A 25,638-nucleotide genomic window follows, 5' to 3' on the forward strand; every position below is an offset into this window, starting at 1 on the left:
ACTAGTTTTAGTATAATAAAATTTCAGCGCTAATCAATTGTTTTAGATAGACTTCATTTAAAATTCTCATTGCCTTTAGGTTAAAATATCCGTAATTTTGGCTTACTCATTTGTCATGCAAACTTTTTGATGTTGATGAAGTGAATGAGAAAATCTATTTTGAAAAAGATGAAGAGGATAAAAACTGCACTATTATTTATAATCTCTTTCGTTTTTTATTTGAGTGGCATCAGTCAAACTATGACTGAAAAAGTGAACAATTATAACACCTTCACGTCTACCACAACAGATATTACGAAAGAATTATTAAATCTTGTTCCGGAAGAATTTCACAATCATCCGGAATTTGGCATGCTACCTTATAATGCGCCATGTACAAATTGTATTGAGTTGATTCATTTGCGTACTGATTCTACCCGCATGTTTGTAGAAAAAGGAAGTGAAGGAACTCAATTTTACAGTCAGGCATCATACGGCTACATTCACTATAAAGATGAACAAGGATATCTAAGAACCTACGATCAACGCATGATGCCGGATGCACATCATCCAGGAAGATTTCTTTCACTTCATCAAGATTTTCCGATGATCATTGATACAGAAAATAAACTGACTTCTTTTGTTCTACCTTCCGGAGAAATTATTTCAATGAACCGCAATCTAAAGCTCTATCATGACTCAGGTACAGGAACCATTACACAACTTGGCAACGCAAATTGGTCAGATTACACTGCCGGTGATGATGGTGTTTATATTAAAAATGCTTGGCCAGGTATTGATATTGAAATCAAATCAGGACATGGAGAATTGAAAACCAGTTATATTCTGAATTCAAATCCAGGCTTTACTACCGGACATTTGGTCATTGAAGATGAATTTCAGGGAGGGTCTGATTACTCATTGGTGATGGATGAAATTTGGTCTGTTGAATCGGGTACAGGTGCACAAACAGGAACAGCAAAATATCTCAATACGAATGGTGAAGGCGTATATATTTCTGCCGCATTTGGTTATGATCATTCTGGTATCAGAGACAATTCAACCACTTTTGGATACAAAATAAATTCAAACAAATTACAAATTTATGTTCCTGAAACTTGGATGAACAATCCCGCTGTGCAATATCCATTGGTGATTGACCCTGTGGTAACTTCTTCTGCAACTTATACCGCAGGAGATATGAGATTCAGAATTAACGGCTCATTCTGCGGAGGACCGGGTGCTGATTGTGCTTACACGCTTTCTGTTCCAAGACCTGCCAATTCAACCTTAACAGCGGCAGACTTCAGTATTGTACATGAAACGCTCGTAGGTTCTTGTTTTTTTTCTTGCTGGATGAGTGATGCCGGTTTTTACTTTCAAACTACTTGTGGAATTGACGGTTACTGGGGCTGCAACGTAAACAATCCAGGAACCTGTACCGGAACCAACCTTGACTTTTCTGGATTGATTGCATGTCTTGGCCCGGCTTGCAATGGAAATGTTGACTTTACTATTTACAATTCATACTGCTACTGCAATACAGGTGGTAATTGTGGTACAAGCTGCCAGCGCATCAACAACAATACTTGGATAGTCACACTAACCGGTAGTACCATTGAGACATTAGGAAACACAGCTACAGGCAACGGCTCCCAAACATTAAATGATCCTGATTGCGTAGGTTCTTTTACTTTAGATCCAACTACTGCTAACGGAGTTCCCGGTTACACGTACACATGGAGCACAGGAGCAACAACACCAACAATTAGTGTGGGTGTTACACCTGCGGTTTACACATGTACGGTAACAGATGCTTGTGGAGTAAGTGTGCTTGCCACATTTAATATTGGTTGCCCTTTGCCTCTGCGCTTTGAAAATTTCACTGCGGCACAACAAAATCAAGAAATAATTATCAATTGGAATACCTTGTCAGAGGCAGGAATACAAAAGATAAATCTTCAACGTGCTGGCGCTGATGGAGTTTATAAAACTATCGCCAGCTTTTTATCTGACGGAACAGAGACAGGAAAAGAATATTCATTCACTGATTTGAATCCTTCTCAAGGCAATAATTATTATCGTCTGGTTGCTTATTTTGAAAGTGGTGAAAGCTCTACAGAAGAACCCATTTCTGTTTTTTATAGCACAGAAAAATCCTTGTTAGTTGTTCCAAATCCGGCAACTGATGACGTGCGAATATCATTTGAATCTGTGTCTGGTCAAAGCTATACCATCATCATCTCAGATTCATTTGGACGAACTGTGAAAGAGTATCTGATCACGGCAAATGCCAACTCGACAGAAATTCTATTGGATATTTCAAGTTGGACAAAAGGAAACTATGTGATACAACTTAAAAGTCAAAGCAAAACTTTGTCTGAACGGCTGGTTGTATTTTGAAATGTTTTGACTGGATAGAATGTTAGTCTATTGGCTTCAAACCATTATTATTCTCGTACTAGAAAAGCGAACAAAGAATCAATTTCTACAGGCTAAAAAATAATGCCTACTCAGTACATGCCATGTCCTCCGGCATAACAACAAAATCTTCCAAATAATTTCTTCTGTTCAGATATTTAGAATGACGTTGATATGATCTGCTTGGATAATAGATGAAGAAACAAGTTCCTCCTTTGATCCATTCAACTACCTGATTAAAATTTTCAAATGGCAAGGCAGGACAACCATATGATCTGCCTAAAGTACAGGCATTCTGATCTAAAAACTCATACGTTGCATATTTTGCGGCATGAATAACCACCCCTCTGCTGCTTGCGTGAGAATTTGAATGCTCCATACCATCAATGCGAAGCGCCAAATCATACTTGCCGGTATACGTAGTTGTTGTCACATAAAAACCTAGACTACTTTGATGTGAGTTTTCTTCATTGGAAAAATGCCGCGCATAGAGTCCGCCGCTATTCACACCATGGGCGCACAATGAGCGATGAATGATTTTGTTTTTACAGAGATCAATGATATAAAGACGCTCTTCATTAGAAGGTTTAGAGAAATCAACCACGGTTAAAATATCCTTTCGGGGAAGTTCACCCCGTTTTTCCAGATTCCAATAACCCGTTAATCCTTGAAGAAAAGCTTCATAAGACAATGAGGTATCATCAATTTCATGATATACCGTCTGCGCGTAATTTTCGAATTCCGTTTTCGCCCTTGTATAGATAGAATCCACATTCAGCAACTCTGAAACGTTTACTTCTTCCGCACGACCAGAAAAAGAAACCAGCGTTGTGACCAGCGAAACCAAAACGAAAAAAACGGGCGTTTTTTTACGTTTCCTTGCACACATATATCGTAAAAATATGAAAAGTGCCTATTTTTGCCGCCTTTAAGAATGTTAAGAAAGCTTAATTTTAGCCCATCAGGGAAATTTGCCTGATCAAAACCGATTCAAAACCAGACCAAAAAAACCTCAACAGATCACTTTAACAGGCGATTTAGGATAAATAAAAACGATAACAACTATACAAGCTGAATAAAAAGCGAGATAAATAAATTAGCTACATGAAATTTGATACAGAAATAGAAAAACGCAGAACCTTCGCCATTATCTCACACCCTGATGCAGGTAAAACCACGCTGACAGAGAAATTGCTGCTCTTTGGAGGCGCTATTCAAACTGCAGGTGCCGTAAAAAGTAACAAGATTAAAAAAACGGCTACTTCAGATTTTATGGAAATTGAAAAACAAAGAGGAATTTCCGTAGCAACCTCTGTGATGGCATTTCAATACAATGGTAAACAAGTGAATATTCTGGATACTCCCGGTCACAAAGATTTTGCTGAAGACACCTATCGCACCCTCACTGCTGTTGACAGCGTTATTCTGGTCATAGACTGTGCCAATGGTGTTGAAGCACAAACCGAACGATTAATGGAAGTATGCCGTATGCGCAAAACTCCGGTAATTATTTTTATCAATAAGATGGACCGCGAGGGACGTGATCCATTTGACTTGTTGGATGAATTGGAAAACATGCTGAAAATTCGCGTACGTCCACTTTCATGGCCTATTGGCATTGGCGCAACCTTTAAAGGAGTTTACAATATTTTCCGCAAAGAACTCAACCTGTTTGCTGCCAACAAAACTAAAATTGCAGAAGAAGTCATTTCCATTCAAGATGTGAAGAGTAATGAAATTGATCAATTGGTCGGTGAAGATGCTGCGGCTTTACTGCGTGAAGAACTCAAATTGATTGAAGGCGTGTATGATCCATTTGACAAAGCAAATTATTTGACCGGAGATTTAGCACCGGTATTTTTTGGAAGTGCAATTAATAATTTTGGTGTGAAAGAATTGCTTGAAGCCTTTCTTGAAGTTTCTCCATCGCCGCGCGGACGCGAAACTGACGCAGGTTTTATTGAGCCACAAAGAGAAGAATTCAGCGGATTTGTTTTTAAAATTCACGCCAATTTGGATCCTAAACATCGTGACCGTATTGCGTTCCTCAGAGTAGTGTCAGGCAAATTTGAGCGCAACAAATTTTATCACCATGTAAGACTGGACAAAAATTTCAAGTTCGCTAATCCAACCTCCTTTATGGCGCAAGACAAAAGCGTTATTGATGAAGCCTTTCCGGGTGATGTTGTTGGATTATATGATACCGGAAGTTTTAAAATTGGTGATACCATGACTGAAACATCCAACTACTCTTTCAAAGGAATTCCCAGCTTTTCACCTGAAATATTCATGGAATTGGAAAACCGTGATCCACTGAAATCAAAACAACTTGAAAAAGGAATTGAGCAATTAACCGATGAAGGCGTTGCGCAATTATTCACACAACAACCCGGAAACAGAAAGATTGTTGGCACTGTAGGTCAGCTTCAGTTTGAAGTAATCAAATACCGACTTGAGCATGAATATGGCGCAACTTGCGAATTCACACCAAAGCGATTTTACAAAGCTTGTTGGATGACCACAACGAATCAACAACAACTAGATCAATTCATTCGTGCAAAAACTATTTACATAGCACAAGATAAAGACAAGAACCCCGTATTTCTTGCGGAAACTCCTTTCCTTCTGCAAATGGCACAGCAAGACTACAAGGACATCACGTTCCATTTTACCTCAGATTTTAAAGTGGGGAAAAATTGATTAGGGAGCGAGCATTTTTTTAAATGAGAACCAGATTAGCCCATTGCAACATCTTTAAGAATGTTTCATTGGAGCACTTTAATAACAGGCAACTTTCAGCTTGCTTATTGAGGTAAACTCAATTTTTTAGCAGAAAGGAAAACTATACCAGTAGTCAAAACAAAAAATGAATACATGACAATTTCATGAAGAACAATAATTTGAATATTCATGAATACCTCAGGATTCAGAAGTACCAAATTGTGCATGACGATAAAAGCCGCAAAAACAAAAAAAGTCCCTTGCCAAATCTTTACAGTTTTTGTGATTGTGTGTAGTGAAATTATAAATAGTGCAGTAGAAATTACACGTGACAGAGAACCAAGATTAAAATACTCTGGAAACGGAATTGGGTGATTGATGACCCACATTGTAACGCTTGCAGCAAGTATGCTTAAAACCACACTCAATATTGAACTAACCTGTGCTTTGAACAAGAAAAATAACACCGCAAAACCAATAATCTGAGGCACAATCCCAAAGATTTTTTTAACTAAATTAAATTGGTTCATTTTATCAAAATCACTGTTAATCTCATTCAACAATTCAGGCGAATAATTATTTGATTTCATTTCATCAATTATCGTTTCACACGTGCTGATCATAAATTGTCTTCCTAATTCATCATATACCAGAACCGAGCTTGAGAGGATAATTGAAATTATCAGAAAAGATTTATGAAATTTGGACATTGGTATTAAGAGTAGTTGAAAACATCTGACGCAAAGGTAATCGGTAAAGGCAATATCAGGTATATAAATTTAAATTAACTGTCTTCGATTCCCACCAAAAAAAAAACGAGACCCATTTAGAATCTCGTTTTCAATCTGGCGGAGAAAGAGGGATTCGAACCCCCGGACCTTTCAGTCAACAGTTTTCAAGACTGCCGCATTCGACCGCTCTGCCATTTCTCCGCTGCAAAAGTAGCTATATTTTCTTATAAACAAATTTTTTGAAGAAATTTTGGATAAAGTTGAATTTGGGATCACTCGCCCTCCCCCCCAAACTAACCAATTACTACCTCTGAATCAATTCACCCAATGCATTGGTGCAGTTTTTGTACCTTTACAGAGTAAATTATTTTTTTTATGGTTCGACTTCTGACCATTTTTGCCTTAACGTGGACACTTTATGCTGCGGCCGTACCGCAAGCATTTTTCAATTATAAAATTTATTATACGCCTGAACAGCAACCTTATGTTGTGACCAGTCTGCAATTTTCAGCAGGAACATTGAAATATAAAAATGAAGGTAACGGACTTATGGCTCAGCTAGAAATTACGCAAATTTTCAGATGGAAAGACAGCGTGGTTTTTGTTGATAAATACTTGCTCTCGTCTCCTCTGATGGCTGATTCTATTGTTGAAGACTTTTATGATGTGCAGCATTACGGCATTGGTCCCGGTATTTATAATTATGAATTGATATTGAAAGATGTAATCTCAGGTCAAACCGTAAGTGGTCAGCAATCTATCATCATCAATGAGTATAAAAAGGACGATGTTTTTATTTCAGATGTAGAATTCATTGAAGATGCTCGCAAAACTGAAGCAACGGGCAATTTTGTGCGCAACGGAATTTTTATGTTACCGTACCTTACCAATTATTTTCCGCCTGAAATAAATAAAATTGCATTCTATTTTGAAGTGTATAATGCAAACTTGCTTGGAGAAGATACTGACTATCTATTGACATACAGCATTAATGGTTTCACAACAGGTAAACCGGTTGACGGAATTTTTAAAGTGCAACGCCAGAAAACTCAAACCATTGCTCCTGTAATTGGTTATTTACCTATTGATGCCTTGCCTTCCGGTGAGTATGATCTGGTGATTAATTTGGTAGATAAAAATAATGATACCCTACTTTCAAAAAACGTGTTCTTTCAGCGGCGAAATGATCAACAAGATTTAGCTGACCTCTCACTTGAAACCATACAAATAGATCCAACCTTTTTGAATGATATACCTTGGGATTCGGTTCCGTATTTTTTAGGTAGCATCATGCCAATTTCACCAAACTACGAATATGAGAGCATCAGAAAATTATTGAAGAGTACAGACACCACGCTGATGCAAAAATATTTTTACGCTTTTTGGTTTACTACCAGTCCAAACGACACATATTTTGCATGGCTTAAATACAAAGAGCAAGTCTATTATTGTCAGCGCGCTTTTGGTACACAGATCAAAGCGGGATATGAAACTGACCGCGGCAGAGTTTATCTCAAATACGGGGCACCTGATGTAGTGATGGACAGACCAAATGAACCAAGTGCTTACCCTTATCAAATTTGGCAATATTACCGAATTGGTCAGCGCTCAAATATCCGATTTGTATTCTATAATCCTGATCTGGTTACCAATGATTATCCATTACTGCATTCTGAAATGCAGGGCGAACTTCAGAACTACCGCTGGGAACATGACCTTCATAAAAGAGATTCACCTTTCACTAACGTGGATGATCCAAACGACGGAAATTATCTGCATTACGGCGGAAACAGCAATACGTATTACATAAATCCTTAGTATGTTTGCTGAGGATTGTTTATGGATAAGCTTGCAGTAGTAATTCTCAATTACAACGGAAAAAACTTTCTTGAAAAGTTTCTGCCTTCGGTGATGAAATATTCATCAGGTTATACTGTGGTTGTTGCTGACAACGCTTCTACAGATGATTCAGTTCAATTTGTAAAAACACACTATCCTGAAATTAAAATCATCATCAACAATGAAAACGGTGGCTTTGCAAAAGGCTACAATGATGCCTTAAAACACGTTTCAGCAGAATATTATGTTTTATTGAACTCAGATATTGAAGTAACACCCAACTGGATAGAACCTTGTCTTAGCTTACTTGAAACGGAAAAAGAAATATCTGCGGTACAACCCAAAATTATTGCCTGGCATGATCAGACAAAATTTGAACATGCAGGTGCAGCCGGAGGATTTTTGGATAAAAATTTTTATCCATTTTGTCAAGGTCGCATTTTTGAAATTACAGAAACAGACGAGGGACAATATAACCGTACGCGTGAAATTTTCTGGGCTACCGGTGCCTGCATGTTTATTCGGTCTAAAGATTACCACGAAGCTGGTGGACTAGATGCCGATTTTTTTGCTCACATGGAAGAAATTGATCTGTGCTGGCGACTTAAGTTAAAAGGTAAACGCATCTTTTATTGTGCACAATCTAAAATTTATCATGTTGGCGGAGGCACACTCAATTATATGAATCCCAAAAAAACGTATCTGAATTTCAGAAACAGTTTGTACATGATGAGTAAAAATTATCAGGGGTTTCTACCGGTAAAAATTTTTATGCGTCTCTGCCTTGATGGTGTTGCTGGCTTGGTATTTATTTTGAAAGGACAATTCAAACATTGCTTTGCCGTGATCAAGGCGCACTTCAGTTTTTACGGACATCTAGGAACCTTACTGAAACAACGCAGAGCAATCAGAAAAACGGTGAGCAATCCAAATTTCTCCGGACAGTATAAACGAAATATTGTTGTCAGAAAATTTGTAGGCGGATTGAAATTTTTTACTCAACTAAAAGAGCAAGATTTCTTTACTCGATAAAAAAAAACAGCGACTATTTGACGCTGTTCTTCAGAATACTCCCTTTGAATTTTTTTCAGGCTGATTTGATAATTCTAAATTGGGTCAATACATGATCGCTGGTAATGCTGTTGATTCTTGAACGCCCGTTATAATTTAATGACATTGATTCAGCATATGCTCCACAACTGCGAATGGTTAAAATATCACCACGTTGAATTTGTGGTAATTCCACATTTTTTCCAAAACAATCACTTGATTCACAAAGAGGCCCAACTACGTCATACGTCAAAGCCGGCGCGAGATTTAAGGTATCATTATATTTTTCAATTTTATGATATGCACCGTACATGGCAGGTCTCAAAAGTTCAGTCATGCCTGCATCCACAACGGCAAAATTTCTTTCACCAGATCTTTTAATAAATAAAACTTTTGTGCGCAATGAACCACATTGACCAACTAATGAACGGCCAAGTTCAAAATGTACCGGCACACTCACCTGTAAGGTTTGTCTGAACGCGTTAAAATATCCATTAAAATCAGCAATTGGATTTAGCTCAGGATTATGATAATCTATTCCTAAACCACCACCAACATTAAGATATTGCAATGATCCAAAATATTTTTCATACACCGGAACCAACTCATTGATGCGTTGAGCAAGGCGGGTAAAAACATCTAAATTGGTAATTTGAGAACCAACATGAAAATGAAGACCAACAATATTTACATGAGAAAATTTGGAATGCATTTGGGTTAACTCAGCAAATTCTTCAGGTGAAAAACCGAATTTATTTTCATAACGTCCGGTAGAAATTTTTTCATGCGTTTCGGCATTTACATCCGGATTGAGTCTCAATGCAACACGCGGTACCCTGTTCAAACGCTCAGCAATTTCATTAATCACATGAATTTCTTCAAGGCCTTCACAATGAATCATACCAATGTTGTTCAACAAAGCGTATTCAATTTCTTCATCTGTTTTACCTACACCGGCAAATACAATATCATCAGCTCTGAAACCACATTCAAGAGCCAGCATAATTTCACCGGCGCTTACACAGTCAGCTCCAAAATTTCTTTTTGCTATAAAAGAAACAATCTTCTTATTATTATTAGCCTTGATTGCATAGTGAACGCGGTATGAAGTGTTGCGAATATTAAGTTCAACTTCATTTAAAGTCCGATTGAGTAAATCGAGGTCGTAAAAATAATAAGGTGTGTTTTGCATATAATTCAACATTTTTTCTCAAATTTAGCTTGTATCTGCATTACATTGTTAAAAGAATTATATTTGTAATCAAATATTAACTAACTGTTATTTAATTAACATGGATAGATTGAGTAAAATAATTGATAAACTGGTGAATCAGTCGCCGTTTATCCAAGAAGCCATCGCTGAAGGCTTGATAAACATTAGTTCACTTGCGCGCAAGTTTAATCCTGATGTACAAAAAATTTTAGGAAAAGAGGTTTCGGACAGCGCCATTATCATGGCAATTAAGCGCATGCCTCCGGGGCCTAATCAAAAGATAGAACTCAAGATTAAAAATTTCATGCGTGATCTAGGCGACTTGATTGTGCGCAGTAATCTGGTTAAATACACATTCAAAAATTATATTGGTATCTCACAAGATCAAGCAAAATTTTTGTCTCAGATCAAAGATATTAGTGATAATTTCTACACAGTATCACGTGGCGTTTCAGAAACAACTATTATCACCAACGCCCAATTCACTGAGAAAATAGACAAGATGTTTCAGAAAGAAAGTTTGATTTCAGAGATGAGTAATTTGTCTGCAATCACGATGAAACTTCCACCTGCCAACACAGAAATTTCAGGCGTCTATTATTATCTATTGAAAAAAATTGCGTGGGAAGGCATCAATCTGGCTGAGGTAATTTCAACAACTAATGAGTTCACTGTTGTTGTTGATACAAAATTTGTAAGCCAGACATTCACTGTGTTAATGGATCTGAAGAGTGAAACCAGCGGAGCTCATTAACAAGTCAATTTGTATATCATTAACAAATCTTATCAAACGGCGTATAAGACTTCATTAACTTTGACGTCAATTAGTAATCATGTCTAACGGTATCCAGATAAGTGTTGTCATTCCACTCTTCAATGAAGATGAATCTCTCCCTGAATTGCATCAGTGGATTGTCCGTGTGATGAATGACAACCATTTCAGTTATGAAATTATTTTCGTTGATGACGGTAGTACGGATCAATCATGGCAAGTAATTGAAAAAATTAAAGAAGAAAATGACTGCGTGCGCGCAATTAAATTTCAGCGCAACTATGGTAAATCGGCTGCATTGCATGTAGCTTTTCAAGCCACCAAAGGAAACGTTGTGATTACCATGGATGCAGATTTGCAAGACAGCCCTGATGAAATTCCTGACCTGTATTCTATGATCACAGCACAGAAATTTGATTTGGTTTCCGGATGGAAGAAAAAAAGATACGACCCTATTTCAAAAACCATTCCTACCAAAATATATAACGGCGTCAACCGCATGATCAGCGGTATCAAGTTACATGACATGAATTGCGGGTTAAAAGCATATCGCAAAGAGGTTGTAAAATCTGTGGAGATATTTGGTGAAATGCATCGCTACATTCCTGTTATTGCCAAAGCAGCCGGTTTTCCAAAAATTGGTGAAAAAGTTGTTCAACATCAAGAACGAAAATACGGCGTATCAAAATTTGGCCTGAACAGATTCATCAATGGATTTTTGGATTTGTTTACCATCACCTTTATTACCCGGTTTGGTAAAAAGCCCATGCATTTTTTTGGTTTATTGGGTACCCTTTCCTTTGTGTTGGGGTTTGGATTAACCCTTTGGATGATCATCAATAAATTGTGGATTGACACAGGTTCACGCCTGATTGCTGACCGTGCAGAATTTTATATTGCGCTTGCAGCCATGATCATTGGCTCACAACTTTTTCTTGCCGGATTTATTGCTGAACTTATTTCACGCAACTCAAGTATCCGCAACAGTTATCTGATTGAAAAAGAAATTTAATCACTTGGAAAAAAATCAGAAAAAGAAAATTATTCTGCTGGGAACTGCGCATCCTTTCCGCGGTGGACTTGCGTCATACAATGAGCGACTGGCTCTGCAATTACAACAAGAAGGGCATGATGTAGAAATATTCACTTTTACAGTTCAATATCCCGGATTTCTTTTCCCCGGAAAATCACAATTCTCAGAAGAACCTGCGCCGGCAAATCTTAAAATTTGCAGAAAAGTAAATTCAATAAACCCATTCAATTGGTGTAAAATTGGCAACGAAATAAAAAAATTAAAACCGGATATCCTCCTGTTCAAATTCTGGTTACCTTTTATGGGGCCATGTTTTGGAACTATTGCACGCAGAGTAAAAAAGAACAAACATACCCGAATTATTACCATTCTGGACAATGTCATTCCACACGAACATAGATTTGGAGACCAAGCATTCACAAAATATTTTCTTAAACCGGTTGATGCATTTATTTCTATGTCAAAAAGTGTTGAAGATGATTTGAAAAAATTTGACACAAAAAAGCCAAGAGATTTTAATCCTCATCCCTTGTTTGATAATTTTGGTCAATCCATGACAAGAGATGAAGCGAAGAAATTACTTGGTCTTGATCCGGCATTTCAATACATTTTATTTTTTGGAATTATTCGTGACTACAAAGGCTTGGATCTTCTGCTTGATGCGTATGCAAAAATAAAATCAAGAAAAAAGAATGTGCGCTTGCTGGTTGCGGGTGAATATTATTCCAATGAAGAAAAATATCAGGCACAAATCAAATCACTGGGTATTGAAAATGAAATAACAGTGGTCAATTCCTTCATTAAAGATTCAGAGGTAGGACACTATTTTTGCGCTGCAGATATAGTTGCACAACCGTATAAAAATGCAACACAAAGCGGCGTAACACAAATAGCCTATCATTTTGAAGTTCCCATGCTGGTAACGCAAGTGGGCGGTTTGCCTGAAATGGTTCCGCACGGTAAAGTGGGTTACGTAGTTCAGCCTGAAAGTACAGAAATTGCAAATGCCCTGGATCAATTTTTTAATTCAGAAGATGCGTTTATTTTTCGTCAAAATCTGAAAGAGGAAAAACAAAAATATACTTGGGATAAATTGACGGCAAAAATCATGGGGTTGAATTGAAATTGTAATCTCATTGATCAGATTACGATCACCATAAAAGATCGACTCGATCGACAACAAATGAACTGAAAAAATGCTACCGCACCTCAAAATAAAAAGAGGTGTTTTACCAAAGAACTTGCCAACGCAGAAACACCACATTTAATTTAGCCCAACCACACCCAAGGTCCACCAAATTCGTGACACTAAAACCGAACTGTTAATAAATAATCTACCATATGATAGTAAATATCCAATTGACAGATTATTTTTGACAATTGATGTCAAGTAAAATAATTCATATGGAAACCGTTGGACAAATTATCAGAGCAAAAAGGGAAAGTTTAGGCTTGTTGCTGAGACAAGTAGCGTCTCATCTAGACATAGACCAAGCTATTTTAAGCAAAATCGAAAGAAATGAACGTAAGCCAACTAAGAACAACATTATTAAACTTGCTGAAATACTAAAGCTTGATAAAGAGGACTTGCTCGTTCAATTTATAAGTGAGAAAATTGCATACGAAATTGTTGATGAAGCTTGTGCTAGTAAGGTTTTGAAAGCAGCAGAGCAAAAAGTAAAATATTTGAAGTCTAATCTTGTAAAAAATTAGCTATGCGAACAGTAACAATAGAAGAAGAAATAAGCGTAGTAGAAGAGCCACAATTGAATATTTTATACTATCCTAAAACTTTTTTAAAAACATCTAAAGCAGCAAAGAAAGAGACATTAAATATGCTTTCTCTTTTTTCGGGATGTGGCGGAATGGATTTAGGTTTTGAAGGAGGCTTTTCTGTTTTGCAATCATCCATCAATGAAATTCTTACGCCTCATTTTATCGACAAGAAACTTAAAAACGGTTTTGTTCAACTAAAGAAAACAAAATTTAAAACTGTGTTTGCAAATGATATATTTATTGATGCCCGCAATGCTTGGGTAAATTATTTTTCAAAAAGAGGGCACAATGCAGAAGATTTTTACAGGGAAAGTATTGTTGACCTCGTGAAAATGTACCGCAATGGAGTAAACGTTTTTCCTGAAGATATTGACGTTGTGACAGGTGGCTTTCCTTGTCAAGACTTTAGTGTTGCAGGAAAACGAAACGGATTTAATTCACATAAAAATCATAAAGGGGAATTAATTGAAAACAAAACAGCTTCAATTGAAACTCGAGGACAACTTTATATGTGGATGAAAGAAGTTATTGAAATAACCCAACCTAAAATTTTCATTGCAGAAAACGTGAAAGGTCTCGTAAACCTTGGGGACGTAAAATCAATTATTCAAAATGACTTTTCATCGGCAAACGGCAACGGATATATCGTCCTTGACCCACAAGTTTTACACTCTGCTGATTTTGGAGTTCCTCAATCGCGAGAAAGAGTAATTTTTATTGGTATAAAAAAATCTGCGTTGAAGAAATCGGCTTTAGTTGAATTGGAAAAAGCAGCGATTTCAGAACAATTTAATCCTTATCCAAACCCAACACATTCGTATACAGTTGAAGGTGAAAATTTAAAGCATTACGTTCAATTAAAAGATGTATTCAAACATTTGGATGAACCCGAAAATACGCAAGATTTATCTCAAAAATTTTACTCAAAAGCAAAGTTTATGGGGAAACATTGTCAAGGACAAACTGAAATAAAACTTTCAAGTGTATCACCAACTATACGTTCTGAACATCACGGAAACATTGAGTTCAGGCGACTATCTAAAATGAATGGAGGACAAATTGAAAATGAATTATCTAAGGGATTAAAAGAACGGAGATTAACAGTGCGAGAATGTGCTTTAATTCAGACTTTCCCACCCGATTACGATTTTGTAATAGAAAACAAAAACGGAAGAAAAGGTACTTTCTTAGTTAGCCCTTCACAAGCATATAAAATTATTGGTAACGCAGTTCCTCCACTTTTAGCTTACAATGTGGCAAAAAGAATTGAAGAAGTTTGGGACTTATATTTTAAAAAGTAATAATGATAGTTTCAGTTAATCCAGACCCCCAAAGGAAAGAATTTGATTTGTTGCTCAGCTCAACAATTTCAGAATTAAACGTTCACGCTAAAAATTCATCTAAAAAAGTAGCAACACTCTTAGGTAGAAATCTAGAACCTTATGTAAAGGACGTGATGACTGATTTAGCTGTCGGAACAGCTTTTGAAAATTCAATAGAACTTATCGGTGGTCAGAAGTTTCCCGATATAGTTGCAAAGAAATACTACGGTATCGAGGTAAAAACAACAACACAAAATCATTGGAAAACAACAGGTAACAGCGTTTTAGAAAGTACAAGAGTTGATGATGTTGAAAGAATTTTTATGTTATTTGCTAAGTTGGCAAGCCCAATAGAATTTCGTTGCCGACCATATGAAGAAGTTTTGTCAGAAGTTGTAGTAACACATTCTCCACGCTATTTGATTGATATGAATTTGGAAGAAGGGAAAACCATTTTCGATAAAATCAAAATGCCTTATGACACTTTACGAAAAAAGGAAAACCCAATCAGACCTATTGTTGATTATTACAAAAGTAAGCTAAACGCAGGCGAAGAACTTTGGTGGATGGATGCTGAAAACAATAGCAAGCCAAGTAGTATTGTCATCAGAATTTGGAATAATTTATCGCTTAAAGAAAAACAAGAACTGAAAAATAGAGCAATGGCTTATTTCCCCGAACTCTTCGGAAATAGTAGTGATAAATTCGGACGACTTGCAATATGGTTAGTCACTCGTGAAGCAGTTGTTTGTCCTAATGTTCGTGACTTATATACAGCAGGAGGGAAAAGTGATTATTTAATTGGTAAAAAGACTTATCGTAAAGTGCCTAGAATATTTTTGAATTTATTTGACAATGTTCCAAGTATCGTGGAGACTATTATTAACACATCTGCTTTTGAACTATCAGAATATTGGGAAACAAAGACTACTGAGAAAAATAAACTTTTTGATTGGATTGAATTAGTGGCTAATCATTCAAAAAAAATCCAAGACGCAAAACATTTAAAAATTAAGAAAATATTGAAAGATATATCAATGAAATAACCTACGCTCTTCTTGGCACATTTGTGTTTAATCAAAGTTTGGTATTTGTGGTGACGTCAGCTTCGCTAAGGCCGAAACCGATACCAACACCATCTCAATACTCAATATCAAACTCCTCAACCAATACAGAAAACACATCACCGGGGGCTCCATCGTAACCGCGTTGTCCGGGTGTACCATCTCCTCCGTTTGTGCCGGCGGTTTGTCCTTCAAGTGGTCGTCCGCCTCTTCCGCCTGAACCGCCTTTGCCGCCATATCCACCGGGACCACCATAATTATAACATGAAATTTTTTGTCTAAAATCTTCTGCATTTGGATGTATGAAAACATATACATTTCCACCTTTTCCACCGGTGCCACCTACGCCCCCCATGCCTCCTCTACCGCCGTTGCCAGGCAATTTTATTTTATTATTATTGTTTGATCCGTCTTTACCTTCACCTCCGCTTCCGCCGTCACCACCTGAACCACCTTGCCCACCGCTCACATTTAAACGAAACGGGTATCCTGAACTTTTCATTTTATACATGTATGAAACGGAAGTTGTGAGATTATTTACTTTGATGAAATAAAAATCTCCACTGTCTTTCCAGACGTAAACCGTCAAATTATCTCCGGTAAATCCATCACCTCCAATTCCACCTGTTCCACCATCTTTGCCATCTCTGAACAAAAGTGCCGTGCCGCCGTTCTCTCCTTGAATTCCGGTACTGCCTTGTTTACCTCTAAAATCTAATTCTATCTCACCTTTATAATTAAACGGAATCTCAATGTCCTGAACAAAATTTACTTCATCTTTTTTGTAGGTTGCATGCACGCGAATGAGATTGGATGAAAGTTTTCTGGGATATTTATCAATAGTAATTCTTCCGTAAGAATAATATGCGCCTTCTACTTTTATCTCTGTTTCATCTTTGGTTGTTACCTCTTTTTCTTTGCCGTTATTATAAATTAATACGGCCTCCAGATTGAAACTGTACCCATAGTTGATATAGGCATTCTGATCATAACGCAATTCAAGAGCTACCGGTTTTTTACCACCACCGAAAATGGCGCATCCATTGAATAAAAAGATTAGACCGCATAATAAGAATAGTAGTTTTAACTTATTCATGAATCAAAAATAATCAATTTTATGCAGGTAGTTTGTACTGACTAATTCAACATAAAAATGAGAAAGGGGACCCAAAAGTCCCCTTTCCAACAACAAACCAAAAACCCTCCAGTCTATCCACGACGATGACTTTAACGGAGGATTACCTTTGTGCCTTTCGGCAATATCTCATCAGGGTTGTCGCTGAAATTGTATTCTAATAATTTATCCAATTTAATTCCTACGAGTTGAGATACTTCTCTCAGACTCATATCACGTTCACACACGTGAACATTATTTCCTTTTCCTGCGCGTGAACTTTTTGGTGAGAGATAAATGATTTCACCTTCACGAAGCACGTCACGCTGCCCAAGTTCATTGTACTTGTACAATTGCCACATGCCCAGGTTAAATTCTTCTGCTATGCGATAATAAGTATCACCTTTTTGAACAACAATATAATGTACACGTTTGTGATTTTGGTATACTTTGTGTCCGGTTTCGCTCAACGATATTTCTTCTGCTGAAACGGGTGTCTCAACTTCGTCAATTGTTGTTACAGGCTCTTCACTTACTGCTACTAGATCTTCTTTTTTCTCAGGTTTTGGAATGAGATCATATTGATCCAAATCGTATTTTTCAATAAGCTCAATCAGCAAAGAAGCATACTTTGGATTGGTTGCATATCCGGCAGATTTTAAACCATGCGCCCATCCTTTATAATCAGTCACTGAAAGCGTGAACAAATTTGAATAGCGTGGACGATTTTTCAAAAACTCAGAATGATCAAGGTATGATTCATTGGCTTGTGAGTAGCTTCTGAAACATTCATTGGCTTCGTCATCGTCTTGGTAAAAAGTTCCGCCTGACCAATTTTCGTGACATTTAATTCCAAAGTGATTATTGGCATGTCTTGCCAGTTTACTGTTGCCATTGCCGCTCTCCAGAATTCCCTGAGCAAGCGTAATACTTGCCGGAATGTTGTACTGGTGCATTTGTTCAATGGCCGTGCTCTTCCACATTTCAATGTAGTCTTCTGTCGTGTGATTTTGGTACTCAGCCTTCACAGACAGAGCTGAAATGAGCAGAACGGATAATATCCAGATTCGTTTCATATCGTGTTTTTTTTATTGGTTGTTGTGCCCTCTGTTACGGGAGAAAATTAAAAGAGGTTACAACCGACAATCACTTTTTTTTTCTTGCAAGTATATATTACAAGAAGATGATTGCCTACATAACGCAACTACTGCGCTTTGTCACGTAAAAATACGAATTCTGTTTTGTTTGATGAAACGGGATCAAAATAATATCCCTTGCTGTCAAATGCCCTGAGATCTCCGGCTTTTTTTATGTCGTGTTGAATGATAAAGCGAGTCATCATGCCTCTGGCGTGTTTTGCAAAGGTCATATTCATGCGGTAATCTCCGGTTTTTGTGCGGTCTTTAAAGCTGCACGTAATTACCGGGAATTTTAATTTTTCAAGTTGTGCCGCCTTAAAATATTCAGCTGAAGCAAGGTTAACCAGCAGAGGATGCTTTTCTTCTGACAAATCTTTTTCCAGATAAATTCTGATTTTATCATCCCAGTATTGATATAAATTTTTCTGTTTGGCTGAAATACTCAGGGATGTTCCCATTTCTAATCTGTATGGCAAGATGAGATCAAGTGGTTTCAGCACTCCGTACATGCCTGACAAAATGCGAAGATTTTTTTGTGCCCTAGTCTGCTCTTTTTGTTTAGTGTGGTAAAATCAAGACCCTGATAAGCCGCCCCGGTGAAAATATATCCGGCAAGTTTTCCTATTTTTTTATGTGATGCAATACTCCATTTTTGAAAACGATCATGATTCAAAACCGCTAGATCAGTGCTGATATCCATCAATTTTTCTAACTGAGCAGCACTGAGTTTTTTTATCTTTTCATGAATCTGACCGGCTTCATTCAAATATTCCGGAATAGAACTTTCAATGCCTGATACCTTTATTTTTTCATTGATAGATTTGGCAGGAGACAGAATGATTTTCACTGGATAATTTTTTTATACTCGTTGCTTTTTCTAACTCTGCTTAAAACCTTTTGGTATAAGCATGGCAATAAGGTGTTGTGCCTTTTGTTGCATAATAATGCTCATGATAATCTTCTGCTTCCCAAAATTTAGTTGCTTTGGTTAGTTGAGTCGCCACTTTGATTCCTTTACCTTCTAGCAAAGCGATTAACTTTTCTGCAATTTGCTTTTGCTCATCATTCATATAAAATATTTCAGTGCGGTATTGTTCGCCAATGTCTGGACCCTGACGATTTATTTGGGTTGGATCATGTGTTTCAAAAAACAGTTTACACAGAGTTTCATAATTAGTTTTGGTTGGATCAAACACCACCATCACCGCTTCAGCGTGACCGGTTAGATTGTCACAAACTTCTTTGTAAGTAGGATTTTCTTTGTGTCCGCCGATGTATCCAACCTGAGTTGATATTACACCTTCAGCCTTTTCAAAAAAATACTCGGTGCCCCAAAAACATCCTGATGCAAAAATTGCTGTATCCATAGTAGTAGATTCTGTTTGAATTGTATCAGCTATAAAGGTAAGTGAAATTGAGTTTACACAATGCCGGGTATTATTTTCTGTGAACCGTTCACCTCTAAAAACATGTCCCAAATGCCCATCACAACGAGCACAAACTATTTCAGTGCGGTATCCGTCAGGGTCAGCAATTTCTTTCACTGCGCCGGGTATCGCATCATCAAAAGCCGGCCATCCACTGCCTGAATCAAATTTGGTATTGGAATCAAAAAGCGGTAAGGCACATCGTCTGCATTGATAAATTCCTTCTTCATGATTGTCTGTATAAATTCCTCTGAACGCCGGTTCAGTTCCTTTGTTTACAATGACACGCTCTTCTTCAGGTGTCAGTTTTTTCCATAAAGCAGTATCACTCATAGATTGATTTTGTGTGGTTAGTGTTTCATTTTGTTGCGCATGAGAACAGCCTGAGAATATCATTGGAAAGATAATCCAGCCTGTTGAAATAATTGTGCGTATTTTCATATATAAATTCTCCTTTTAAAATATTTTTATTTGCCCCTATTTTTAAATCCTAAAGCATTTTTGTGTATAACCAAATCAGTGATGCGATTCACTGCTTTTTAATTCATCATCATAACTAACTCTGAGAATCATAAATTATTTTTAACTTCTCGCAAAATTTACTACTTAACGCCCTCATTATGACAACCGGAAGCCTCATTCAATTTCTCAATGCCAGTCAGCAAAGGGGATTATTATCACCTGAGCTGAATAAGCGCATTCAAGGTTTACTTGATTACTCTAACAAATCAAGTGGCAAATTGTTTCTGTCAATTATATCTATTTCCGCCTTACTATTTATTGTGGCAGGGGTGTTCACTTTGCTAGAAATTTTCTGGACAGATATCCCAAAAAACGTGAGAGGTGTACTGAGTTTATTACCAGCAATGGGTGCAGCCTGGTTTTTTTACAAAAAAGTAATTCAAGAGAAAACCTCAGCGTCGTGGAATGAGGCAGCATCGCTGTTTCTGATGTTGATGATTGGGGCAAGTATTGCGCTGTTTGCAGATACTTATCACATGGATCAAGATTTTGACAGGTTTGTAATTGTATGGCTTTGTCTTACTTTACCCATTTTTTACATCAGCAAATCTACGGGTCTTGCAATATTATATCTTGCCTTATCCTGTAATTTTATTATACCTCATCTTTCTTTCACTTTTTTTATTCCCAATGGATATGATCTGAATGAAAAGTATTATTTGTTCTGGTGCTTTTTTATTGCCTACCTACCCTATTTATTTCTGCGTTTGCGAGCGGGAAAATCAAAACAAGGACTAAGAACAATTTATCTCGGGTGGGTTACAGCCATTACGTTTATTGCAGCGCTGCCACTTGCTGTGCAAGCAGGTTACCTGTGGTGGGCAGTAGGAGCTATTATGGGCTTTTATCTGATTGGAAAAAAATTTTACGCACAAAATCTCTCTGCACTTGGCAGACCATTTCAAACCATTGCACTTTTTTTTCTATTTGTAAATCTTCTCAATTTTTCTGATGATTTTATGAATGAAAATCTTTTCAGATTAGACCAGCTTAAAAATGCGGCAAGCTGGACAGCAGAGCAAACTACATTCTACATACTGGGAGTACTTTTTGTCTTATTTCTCACTGCGACCGGTTTTGTGCAACTGAAAAAAAACAAATCACTCAACCGATTATTCTTATTCACGCCGATATTATTTGTTATGCTCTATGGTATTCATTGTCTTGATGAATTTGCCGGAGTAGATATTCACTGGCTTGGCTATCTTGTTTTAAATTTATTCACCGTAACATTCGGTATTCACGCAATCATTCAAGGGCATAAATCAGGCAATATAATCTACATGATTTATGGTTTGTTGCTGGTGACATTTTTACTCTGGATGCGTTTTTCAGACACAGATATCTGGCCTTGGTTAAAAGCAGTTTTCTTTATTGGTGTAGGCGGAATTTATCTGGTTATGCACTATATTGCATCTGATGAATATGAATTGGATTAATGAATTTTTAGCTACTCTATCCTACGCATGAAAAAAGATCTTGCCCTGCACTTCAGTCAGCTGAAAACTGAATTGCATGCAGAAATGAAATTTGAAACTGAAGCATACCGCTCATTAACAGATGAACGCGCCATGCCGGATAGAATATCAGAAGGTGTTACGCTTTATCCAATTGAATTCATTAATCATCGGTACAATTCATTTGGAGATTCATTGCTTGATTTTAAAATAAACCCTGATCAAAATGGAAAAATGTTTGGCACCAATGGCAAGTGTCAACTATTCTCTACCGGGGAATCTGAGATTATACAAGGAATTATTTTGCGCAAAACAGATTATGAACTGACATTGCAGATTTCTGATGATGAAATACCTGAATGGATACGCAACGGAAAATTAGGTTTGAACGCAGTGTGTGACACCCGCACATATGAAATTCAAATTAAAGCGCTGGATGAATTAATGGATTCTCAACGTGGTTTAGCATTTGATTTTTACCATAAAGAATTTACAGGATATCCTCCGGATGATTTCGCTGAAAATGAAAAACTAAACGCCTCACAGAACAAAGCAGTAAAAAACATTTTATCAGACCTTGCCCTGCATGTGGTGCATGGTCCTCCGGGTACGGGTAAAACCTATACGCTTACTGATGCCATTGCAAGATTGAGTAAAGAGAATAAAAAAATATTAGTTGCTACGCCAACAAATACCGCTGCAGATCACATCACAGCACAGTTGCAGAAGGCAGGTGTCAATGTGCTGCGCTATGGGAATTCCTTCAAAATAAGTGAGACGGCATTGCCCTATACTTTGTTGACTAAAATGATGAATCACCCTGAAATGCAAGTGGTAGAAAGATTATCTAAAGAGGCTGATGCCATAAGAAAAAAAGCATTTCGGTTTGTGAGAAATTTCAACCAAGAAGCGCAGGCTGAGCGCAAACAATTAAAACAAGATCTAAAATCCATTCAAAAAGATGCAAGGCAATATGAAAAACAAATTCGCCAACACCTGCTTGAAAGTGCAAGCGTTATAACCGGCACGCTCATTGGTTTGCAACACGATGAAATTTTGAATATGCAATTTGATCAGCTGTTTGTTGATGAAGCCGGACAAGCACTCGAACCGGCAATTTGGTCACTTGCCAGACATGTTGATCAATTGGTACTGGCCGGTGACCCATGGCAACTGCCTCCGGTTTTGTTTTCTGCAAATGCTCAAAAATCTCTACTCTCTGTTTCATTAATAGAAAGTGCTATTAAATTAAATCACCCCACAACACTGCTTGACACCCAATACCGGATGAATGACCTCATCATGCAATTTTCTAACCAATGGTTTTATGAAAATAAATTGCAAAGTGGAAAAGAAAATGCGGAGCAGATATTACCCAACGACCCCTATAAGGCAATTGAATTCATTGATACCGCAGGATGCAGTTTTGATGAAGTGACTGACGATGCAGGCGGAATATCAAATCCCGGTGAAATGCGCATTCTTACTCAACGACTGGCTGAACTGAAATCAAATCAATTCAATACCGGAATCATTTCACCATATAGAAAACAAGTGCTCCTTTTACAGGAACAACAAGCAACCTTTGACTGTTATGTGCAAACCATTGATAGTTTTCAAGGTCAGGAAAGAGATATCATTCTCATCAGCTTGGTCAGATCAAATGCTGATCAGCAACTGGGATTTCTCAAAGATTACCGCAGAATGAATGTAGCCATGACCCGCGCCAAATTCAAACTGGTAATTATTGGTGACTCAGCCACGCTGGGCTCTGATCCATTTTATGAAAAACTGCTTTCTTATATTGAAACCCACGGATCATACCGCACGGCGTGGGAATATTCAGAAGTGATATAAACAAGGGCTGATTTTCACAAAAAAAAATCTAATTTTACTCCATGCAAAAGGTAAAAAAATATCTCTCTCTGGCAGTGCTGCTTGTTGCTTTGCCCATTGCGGCTTTTATTGCAACGCATTTTGTTATTGATCCCGATAAAAAATATACCAGTTTATCCCTGAGGAAAGTGATGTAATCATTGAAATAAATACCCGCAATTTTATTTCTGAAATTATTTATCAACGTTTATTTCATGAATCATACTTCCATGAAAAAATTGTGCGTGAAGACGGTGAAGAGCCTCTGAAAGATATTGGATTTGACCCCTTCACCAATGTGATTTTATTTAGAGAACAATGGTCAGAACATAATTTGTGGATGGTATTGGCAGGCTACCGTGATCGGGATAAGTTTTCTAACTACCTCAAGGAGGAATTTGAGGGAGCAAATTATAAATTCAATGATCAATACGTATTAATTCAACTTACTCCATACAGTGACCAGCAAAAAATAGCTGAGCACATGCAAAACATTATGGATGGAAAAGTGAAATCATTTAATTCACGTGTTAATCTGGAACAAACTTTTGATCATACCAAAGAAATTAATTGTTACATCATTCCGCAAAACACAAAGGCAGATAATAAATTATTGGATGGTCATATCACGATGGATTTTGTTCAGGGAAAAATTCTGGTAGACGGAGAATTTACACCTGCATCAGGTTTTTCAGAGAATGCGCCTATTGCTTATCAGGCTGATACTACCATAGCATTTAGTTTGCGTAGTTCATTGAATCTGCTTAGCAATTTATATTGGTTTAATGATGACAAAGTGCAAGGAGTTCCTGAGTACAATCAAATGGCTTTTGACTATAATGGTGTCAATCTTTTTTTAGTTCATAAAAATTTAGGATATACCATTCCGTTTAAACAGTATCCAATTATGCAAGCGCATTTTGATTTTAACAACACCAAAGAATGGTTTGGTTTTTTAGATGATTTGCATGAATCAAATACGTTTCGTTTTGACACAGTTTCGCATATTATGTCATCACCAATTGGAACATTTCTTAATTACAGGCTCACTGAAAATTCTTTTGAAATGATGCGTAATGAAGTGAATCTAATAGCTAATGATGATCCTGCATTGTACTTTGTATTGTCTATGAATATTCAAACATTATGTGAGAATACCAAATTTGCTGTTGATGAAAATAATCCACCTGAGAAAGTTGAACAAGAAATTGGTCTTCTGCTTGCTGAAGAAATGATGGCTGAAATACAAGACATGGCAAATATTGCAGGTATTTATTTTGAATTGCGTTTGCAAGATGAAACACATGTAAAAGCCAACGGAGAAATCAACATGCTGAATGCTGATGGGAATTCAATTATTGAAAGTATGGCATTTGGAAAATCTGCGTTAGTTTTTATTGCAAATTATGTTGAAGACGCTGTTTCAGCTGAGTAAGATAATCAGGTATTTTCAACATTCTTGAACCATACCATGAAAAAATTTCGCCGTCAACCAATTCAGTTCGGATACCCGTTTCAGCTTGCAAGGCGGTGGCATGATTTTCTTTAAATGGAAAAGGTTCTGAACTGAGAAATAAAACATCAGGTTTCAGTTCTTTTATTTTTTCAATGCTGATTTCAGGATAGCGTTGATCAGCGCCGTTGACAACATTCACCAAGCCACATTGCGTTAACACATCACTGATAAATGTGTGATTTCCTGCAAGCATCCAGGGTTTTGTCCAAATAAAATACAACACGCGCAAATTCACTTTCTCTATCTGATCAAAATTAAATTTGATTTGGTTCACCAGTTTATCAGCCTGCTCAGCACGATTACATATTTTTCCAACGTGGTCAATCATCTCCAAAGCATCCTGAACGGTGTAAATATCGCTGATGTAAACCGGATATATTTTTTGCAATTGTTCAATATCATGCAATGTATTCTCTTCTTTATTGGCTATTATCAGATCAGGTTGTAGGGCAGATATTTTTTCAATGCTCACATTTTTAGTGCCACCAACCCGCTGTTTTGAATCAAACCAATGTTGCGGGTGAATACAAAATTTGGTGATACCAATCACCTCTTGATCTAAGCCAAGTTCAAATAATAATTCAGTTTGAGATGGCACTAAAGAAACAATCCGCTGAGGAAATTTTTCCAAGCGGATTGTACGTTTCATCTGATCAGTAAATATCAT

Annotated in this window: 22 protein-coding genes and 1 tRNA gene; 13 read left to right on the forward strand and 10 right to left on the reverse strand. The window is 37.1% G+C overall.

Annotated elements, in window-relative coordinates:
• Positions 1–168: 168 nt before the first annotated feature.
• The gene (locus tag IPH66_10215) at positions 169–2,382 is read left to right on the forward strand and encodes a T9SS type A sorting domain-containing protein (protein MBK7129721.1); all 2,214 of its coding nucleotides are present in this window, start codon (positions 169–171) and stop codon (positions 2,380–2,382) included.
• Positions 2,383–2,488: 106 nt separating this feature from the next.
• Here the strand turns inward: IPH66_10215 and IPH66_10220 are convergent, their stop codons facing one another.
• Complete coding sequence (locus tag IPH66_10220) at positions 2,489–3,289, reverse strand: murein L,D-transpeptidase catalytic domain family protein (GenBank protein MBK7129722.1); 801 nt, start codon at positions 3,287–3,289, stop codon at positions 2,489–2,491.
• 215 nt (positions 3,290–3,504) lie between these two features.
• Between IPH66_10220 and IPH66_10225 the strand changes: the two genes are divergently transcribed.
• Positions 3,505–5,100, forward strand: coding sequence for a peptide chain release factor 3 (locus tag IPH66_10225; GenBank protein MBK7129723.1), 1,596 nt, complete (start codon positions 3,505–3,507; stop codon positions 5,098–5,100).
• 104 nt (positions 5,101–5,204) lie between these two features.
• On the opposite strand, the gene IPH66_10230 is transcribed toward IPH66_10225, so the two are convergent.
• Positions 5,205–5,651 (reverse strand): hypothetical protein, encoded by a 447-nt coding sequence (locus IPH66_10230; protein ID MBK7129724.1) that lies wholly within the window; start codon positions 5,649–5,651, stop codon positions 5,205–5,207.
• Positions 5,652–5,967: 316 nt separating this feature from the next.
• Positions 5,968–6,053, reverse strand: a tRNA-Ser gene (locus IPH66_10235).
• A gap of 174 nt (positions 6,054–6,227) precedes the next feature.
• Here IPH66_10235 and IPH66_10240 point away from each other — a divergent pair.
• Both IPH66_10240 and IPH66_10245 read left to right on the forward strand, forming a co-directional pair.
• Entirely contained in the window at positions 6,228–7,670 is a 1,443-nt protein-coding gene (locus tag IPH66_10240; protein MBK7129725.1) for a GWxTD domain-containing protein, read from the forward strand.
• 21 nt (positions 7,671–7,691) lie between these two features.
• Positions 7,692–8,723 (forward strand): glycosyltransferase family 2 protein, encoded by a 1,032-nt coding sequence (locus IPH66_10245; GenBank protein MBK7129726.1) that lies wholly within the window; start codon positions 7,692–7,694, stop codon positions 8,721–8,723.
• Positions 8,724–8,778: 55 nt separating this feature from the next.
• Here IPH66_10245 and lysA read toward each other — a convergent pair whose 3' ends face one another.
• Positions 8,779–9,945 carry a diaminopimelate decarboxylase gene (gene lysA / locus IPH66_10250; protein MBK7129727.1) on the reverse strand — a complete coding sequence of 389 codons (1,167 nt, stop codon included), beginning with the start codon at positions 9,943–9,945 and terminating at the stop codon, positions 8,779–8,781.
• An 88-nt stretch (positions 9,946–10,033) separates the two neighbouring features.
• Here lysA and IPH66_10255 point away from each other — a divergent pair, with 88 nt between their 5' ends.
• From IPH66_10255 to IPH66_10280, 6 genes are all read left to right on the forward strand, one after another.
• Entirely contained in the window at positions 10,034–10,708 is a 675-nt protein-coding gene (locus IPH66_10255; GenBank protein MBK7129728.1) for an aspartate kinase, read from the forward strand.
• 91 nt (positions 10,709–10,799) lie between these two features.
• Positions 10,800–11,738, forward strand: a complete 939-nt coding sequence (locus IPH66_10260; GenBank protein ID MBK7129729.1) for a glycosyltransferase — start codon at positions 10,800–10,802, stop codon at positions 11,736–11,738.
• Between the two features lie 4 nt (positions 11,739–11,742).
• Complete coding sequence (locus IPH66_10265; GenBank protein MBK7129730.1) at positions 11,743–12,882, forward strand: glycosyltransferase; 1,140 nt, start codon at positions 11,743–11,745, stop codon at positions 12,880–12,882.
• A 281-nt stretch (positions 12,883–13,163) separates the two neighbouring features.
• On the forward strand, positions 13,164–13,472 hold the full coding sequence (locus tag IPH66_10270) for a helix-turn-helix transcriptional regulator (protein ID MBK7129731.1): 309 nt from the start codon (positions 13,164–13,166) through the stop codon (positions 13,470–13,472).
• A gap of 2 nt (positions 13,473–13,474) precedes the next feature.
• A complete protein-coding gene (gene dcm, locus IPH66_10275) occupies positions 13,475–14,836 on the forward strand; it encodes a DNA (cytosine-5-)-methyltransferase (GenBank protein ID MBK7129732.1) in 1,362 nt (453 codons plus the stop codon).
• Positions 14,837–14,838: 2 nt separating this feature from the next.
• Entirely contained in the window at positions 14,839–15,903 is a 1,065-nt protein-coding gene (locus IPH66_10280) for a hypothetical protein (protein MBK7129733.1), read from the forward strand.
• A gap of 94 nt (positions 15,904–15,997) precedes the next feature.
• Here IPH66_10280 and IPH66_10285 read toward each other — a convergent pair whose 3' ends face one another.
• The 5 genes from IPH66_10285 to IPH66_10305 all read right to left on the reverse strand — a co-directional run bounded on the left by IPH66_10285 (position 15,998) and on the right by IPH66_10305 (position 20,042).
• On the reverse strand, positions 15,998–17,017 hold the full coding sequence (locus IPH66_10285) for a hypothetical protein (GenBank protein ID MBK7129734.1): 1,020 nt from the start codon (positions 17,015–17,017) through the stop codon (positions 15,998–16,000).
• A gap of 131 nt (positions 17,018–17,148) precedes the next feature.
• On the reverse strand, positions 17,149–18,111 hold the full coding sequence (locus IPH66_10290; protein ID MBK7129735.1) for a glucosaminidase domain-containing protein: 963 nt from the start codon (positions 18,109–18,111) through the stop codon (positions 17,149–17,151).
• 128 nt (positions 18,112–18,239) lie between these two features.
• Positions 18,240–18,695, reverse strand: coding sequence for a peroxide stress protein YaaA (locus tag IPH66_10295; protein MBK7129736.1), 456 nt, complete (start codon positions 18,693–18,695; stop codon positions 18,240–18,242).
• A complete protein-coding gene (yaaA, locus tag IPH66_10300; GenBank protein ID MBK7129737.1) occupies positions 18,668–19,021 on the reverse strand; it encodes a peroxide stress protein YaaA in 354 nt (117 codons plus the stop codon). Before yaaA ends, IPH66_10295 begins: the two co-directional genes overlap by 28 nt.
• Before the next feature lie 40 nt (positions 19,022–19,061).
• Complete coding sequence (locus IPH66_10305; GenBank protein ID MBK7129738.1) at positions 19,062–20,042, reverse strand: bifunctional methionine sulfoxide reductase B/A protein; 981 nt, start codon at positions 20,040–20,042, stop codon at positions 19,062–19,064.
• A gap of 179 nt (positions 20,043–20,221) precedes the next feature.
• Here IPH66_10305 and IPH66_10310 point away from each other — a divergent pair, with 179 nt between their 5' ends.
• The 3 genes from IPH66_10310 to IPH66_10320 all read left to right on the forward strand — a co-directional run bounded on the left by IPH66_10310 (position 20,222) and on the right by IPH66_10320 (position 24,890).
• Positions 20,222–21,562 carry a DUF2157 domain-containing protein gene (locus IPH66_10310; GenBank protein MBK7129739.1) on the forward strand — a complete coding sequence of 447 codons (1,341 nt, stop codon included), beginning with the start codon at positions 20,222–20,224 and terminating at the stop codon, positions 21,560–21,562.
• Between the two features lie 27 nt (positions 21,563–21,589).
• Positions 21,590–23,437 (forward strand): AAA family ATPase, encoded by a 1,848-nt coding sequence (locus IPH66_10315; protein MBK7129740.1) that lies wholly within the window; start codon positions 21,590–21,592, stop codon positions 23,435–23,437.
• A 259-nt stretch (positions 23,438–23,696) separates the two neighbouring features.
• Complete coding sequence (locus IPH66_10320) at positions 23,697–24,890, forward strand: hypothetical protein (GenBank protein ID MBK7129741.1); 1,194 nt, start codon at positions 23,697–23,699, stop codon at positions 24,888–24,890.
• On the opposite strand, the gene IPH66_10325 is transcribed toward IPH66_10320, so the two are convergent.
• Positions 24,850–25,638, reverse strand: a complete 789-nt coding sequence (locus IPH66_10325) for an ABC transporter substrate-binding protein (GenBank protein MBK7129742.1) — start codon at positions 25,636–25,638, stop codon at positions 24,850–24,852. The genes IPH66_10320 and IPH66_10325 overlap by 41 nt on opposite strands.

The organism is Crocinitomicaceae bacterium (assembly GCA_016708105.1).
Taxonomy (GTDB): Bacteria; Bacteroidota; Bacteroidia; order Flavobacteriales_D; family Crocinitomicaceae; genus JADJGJ01.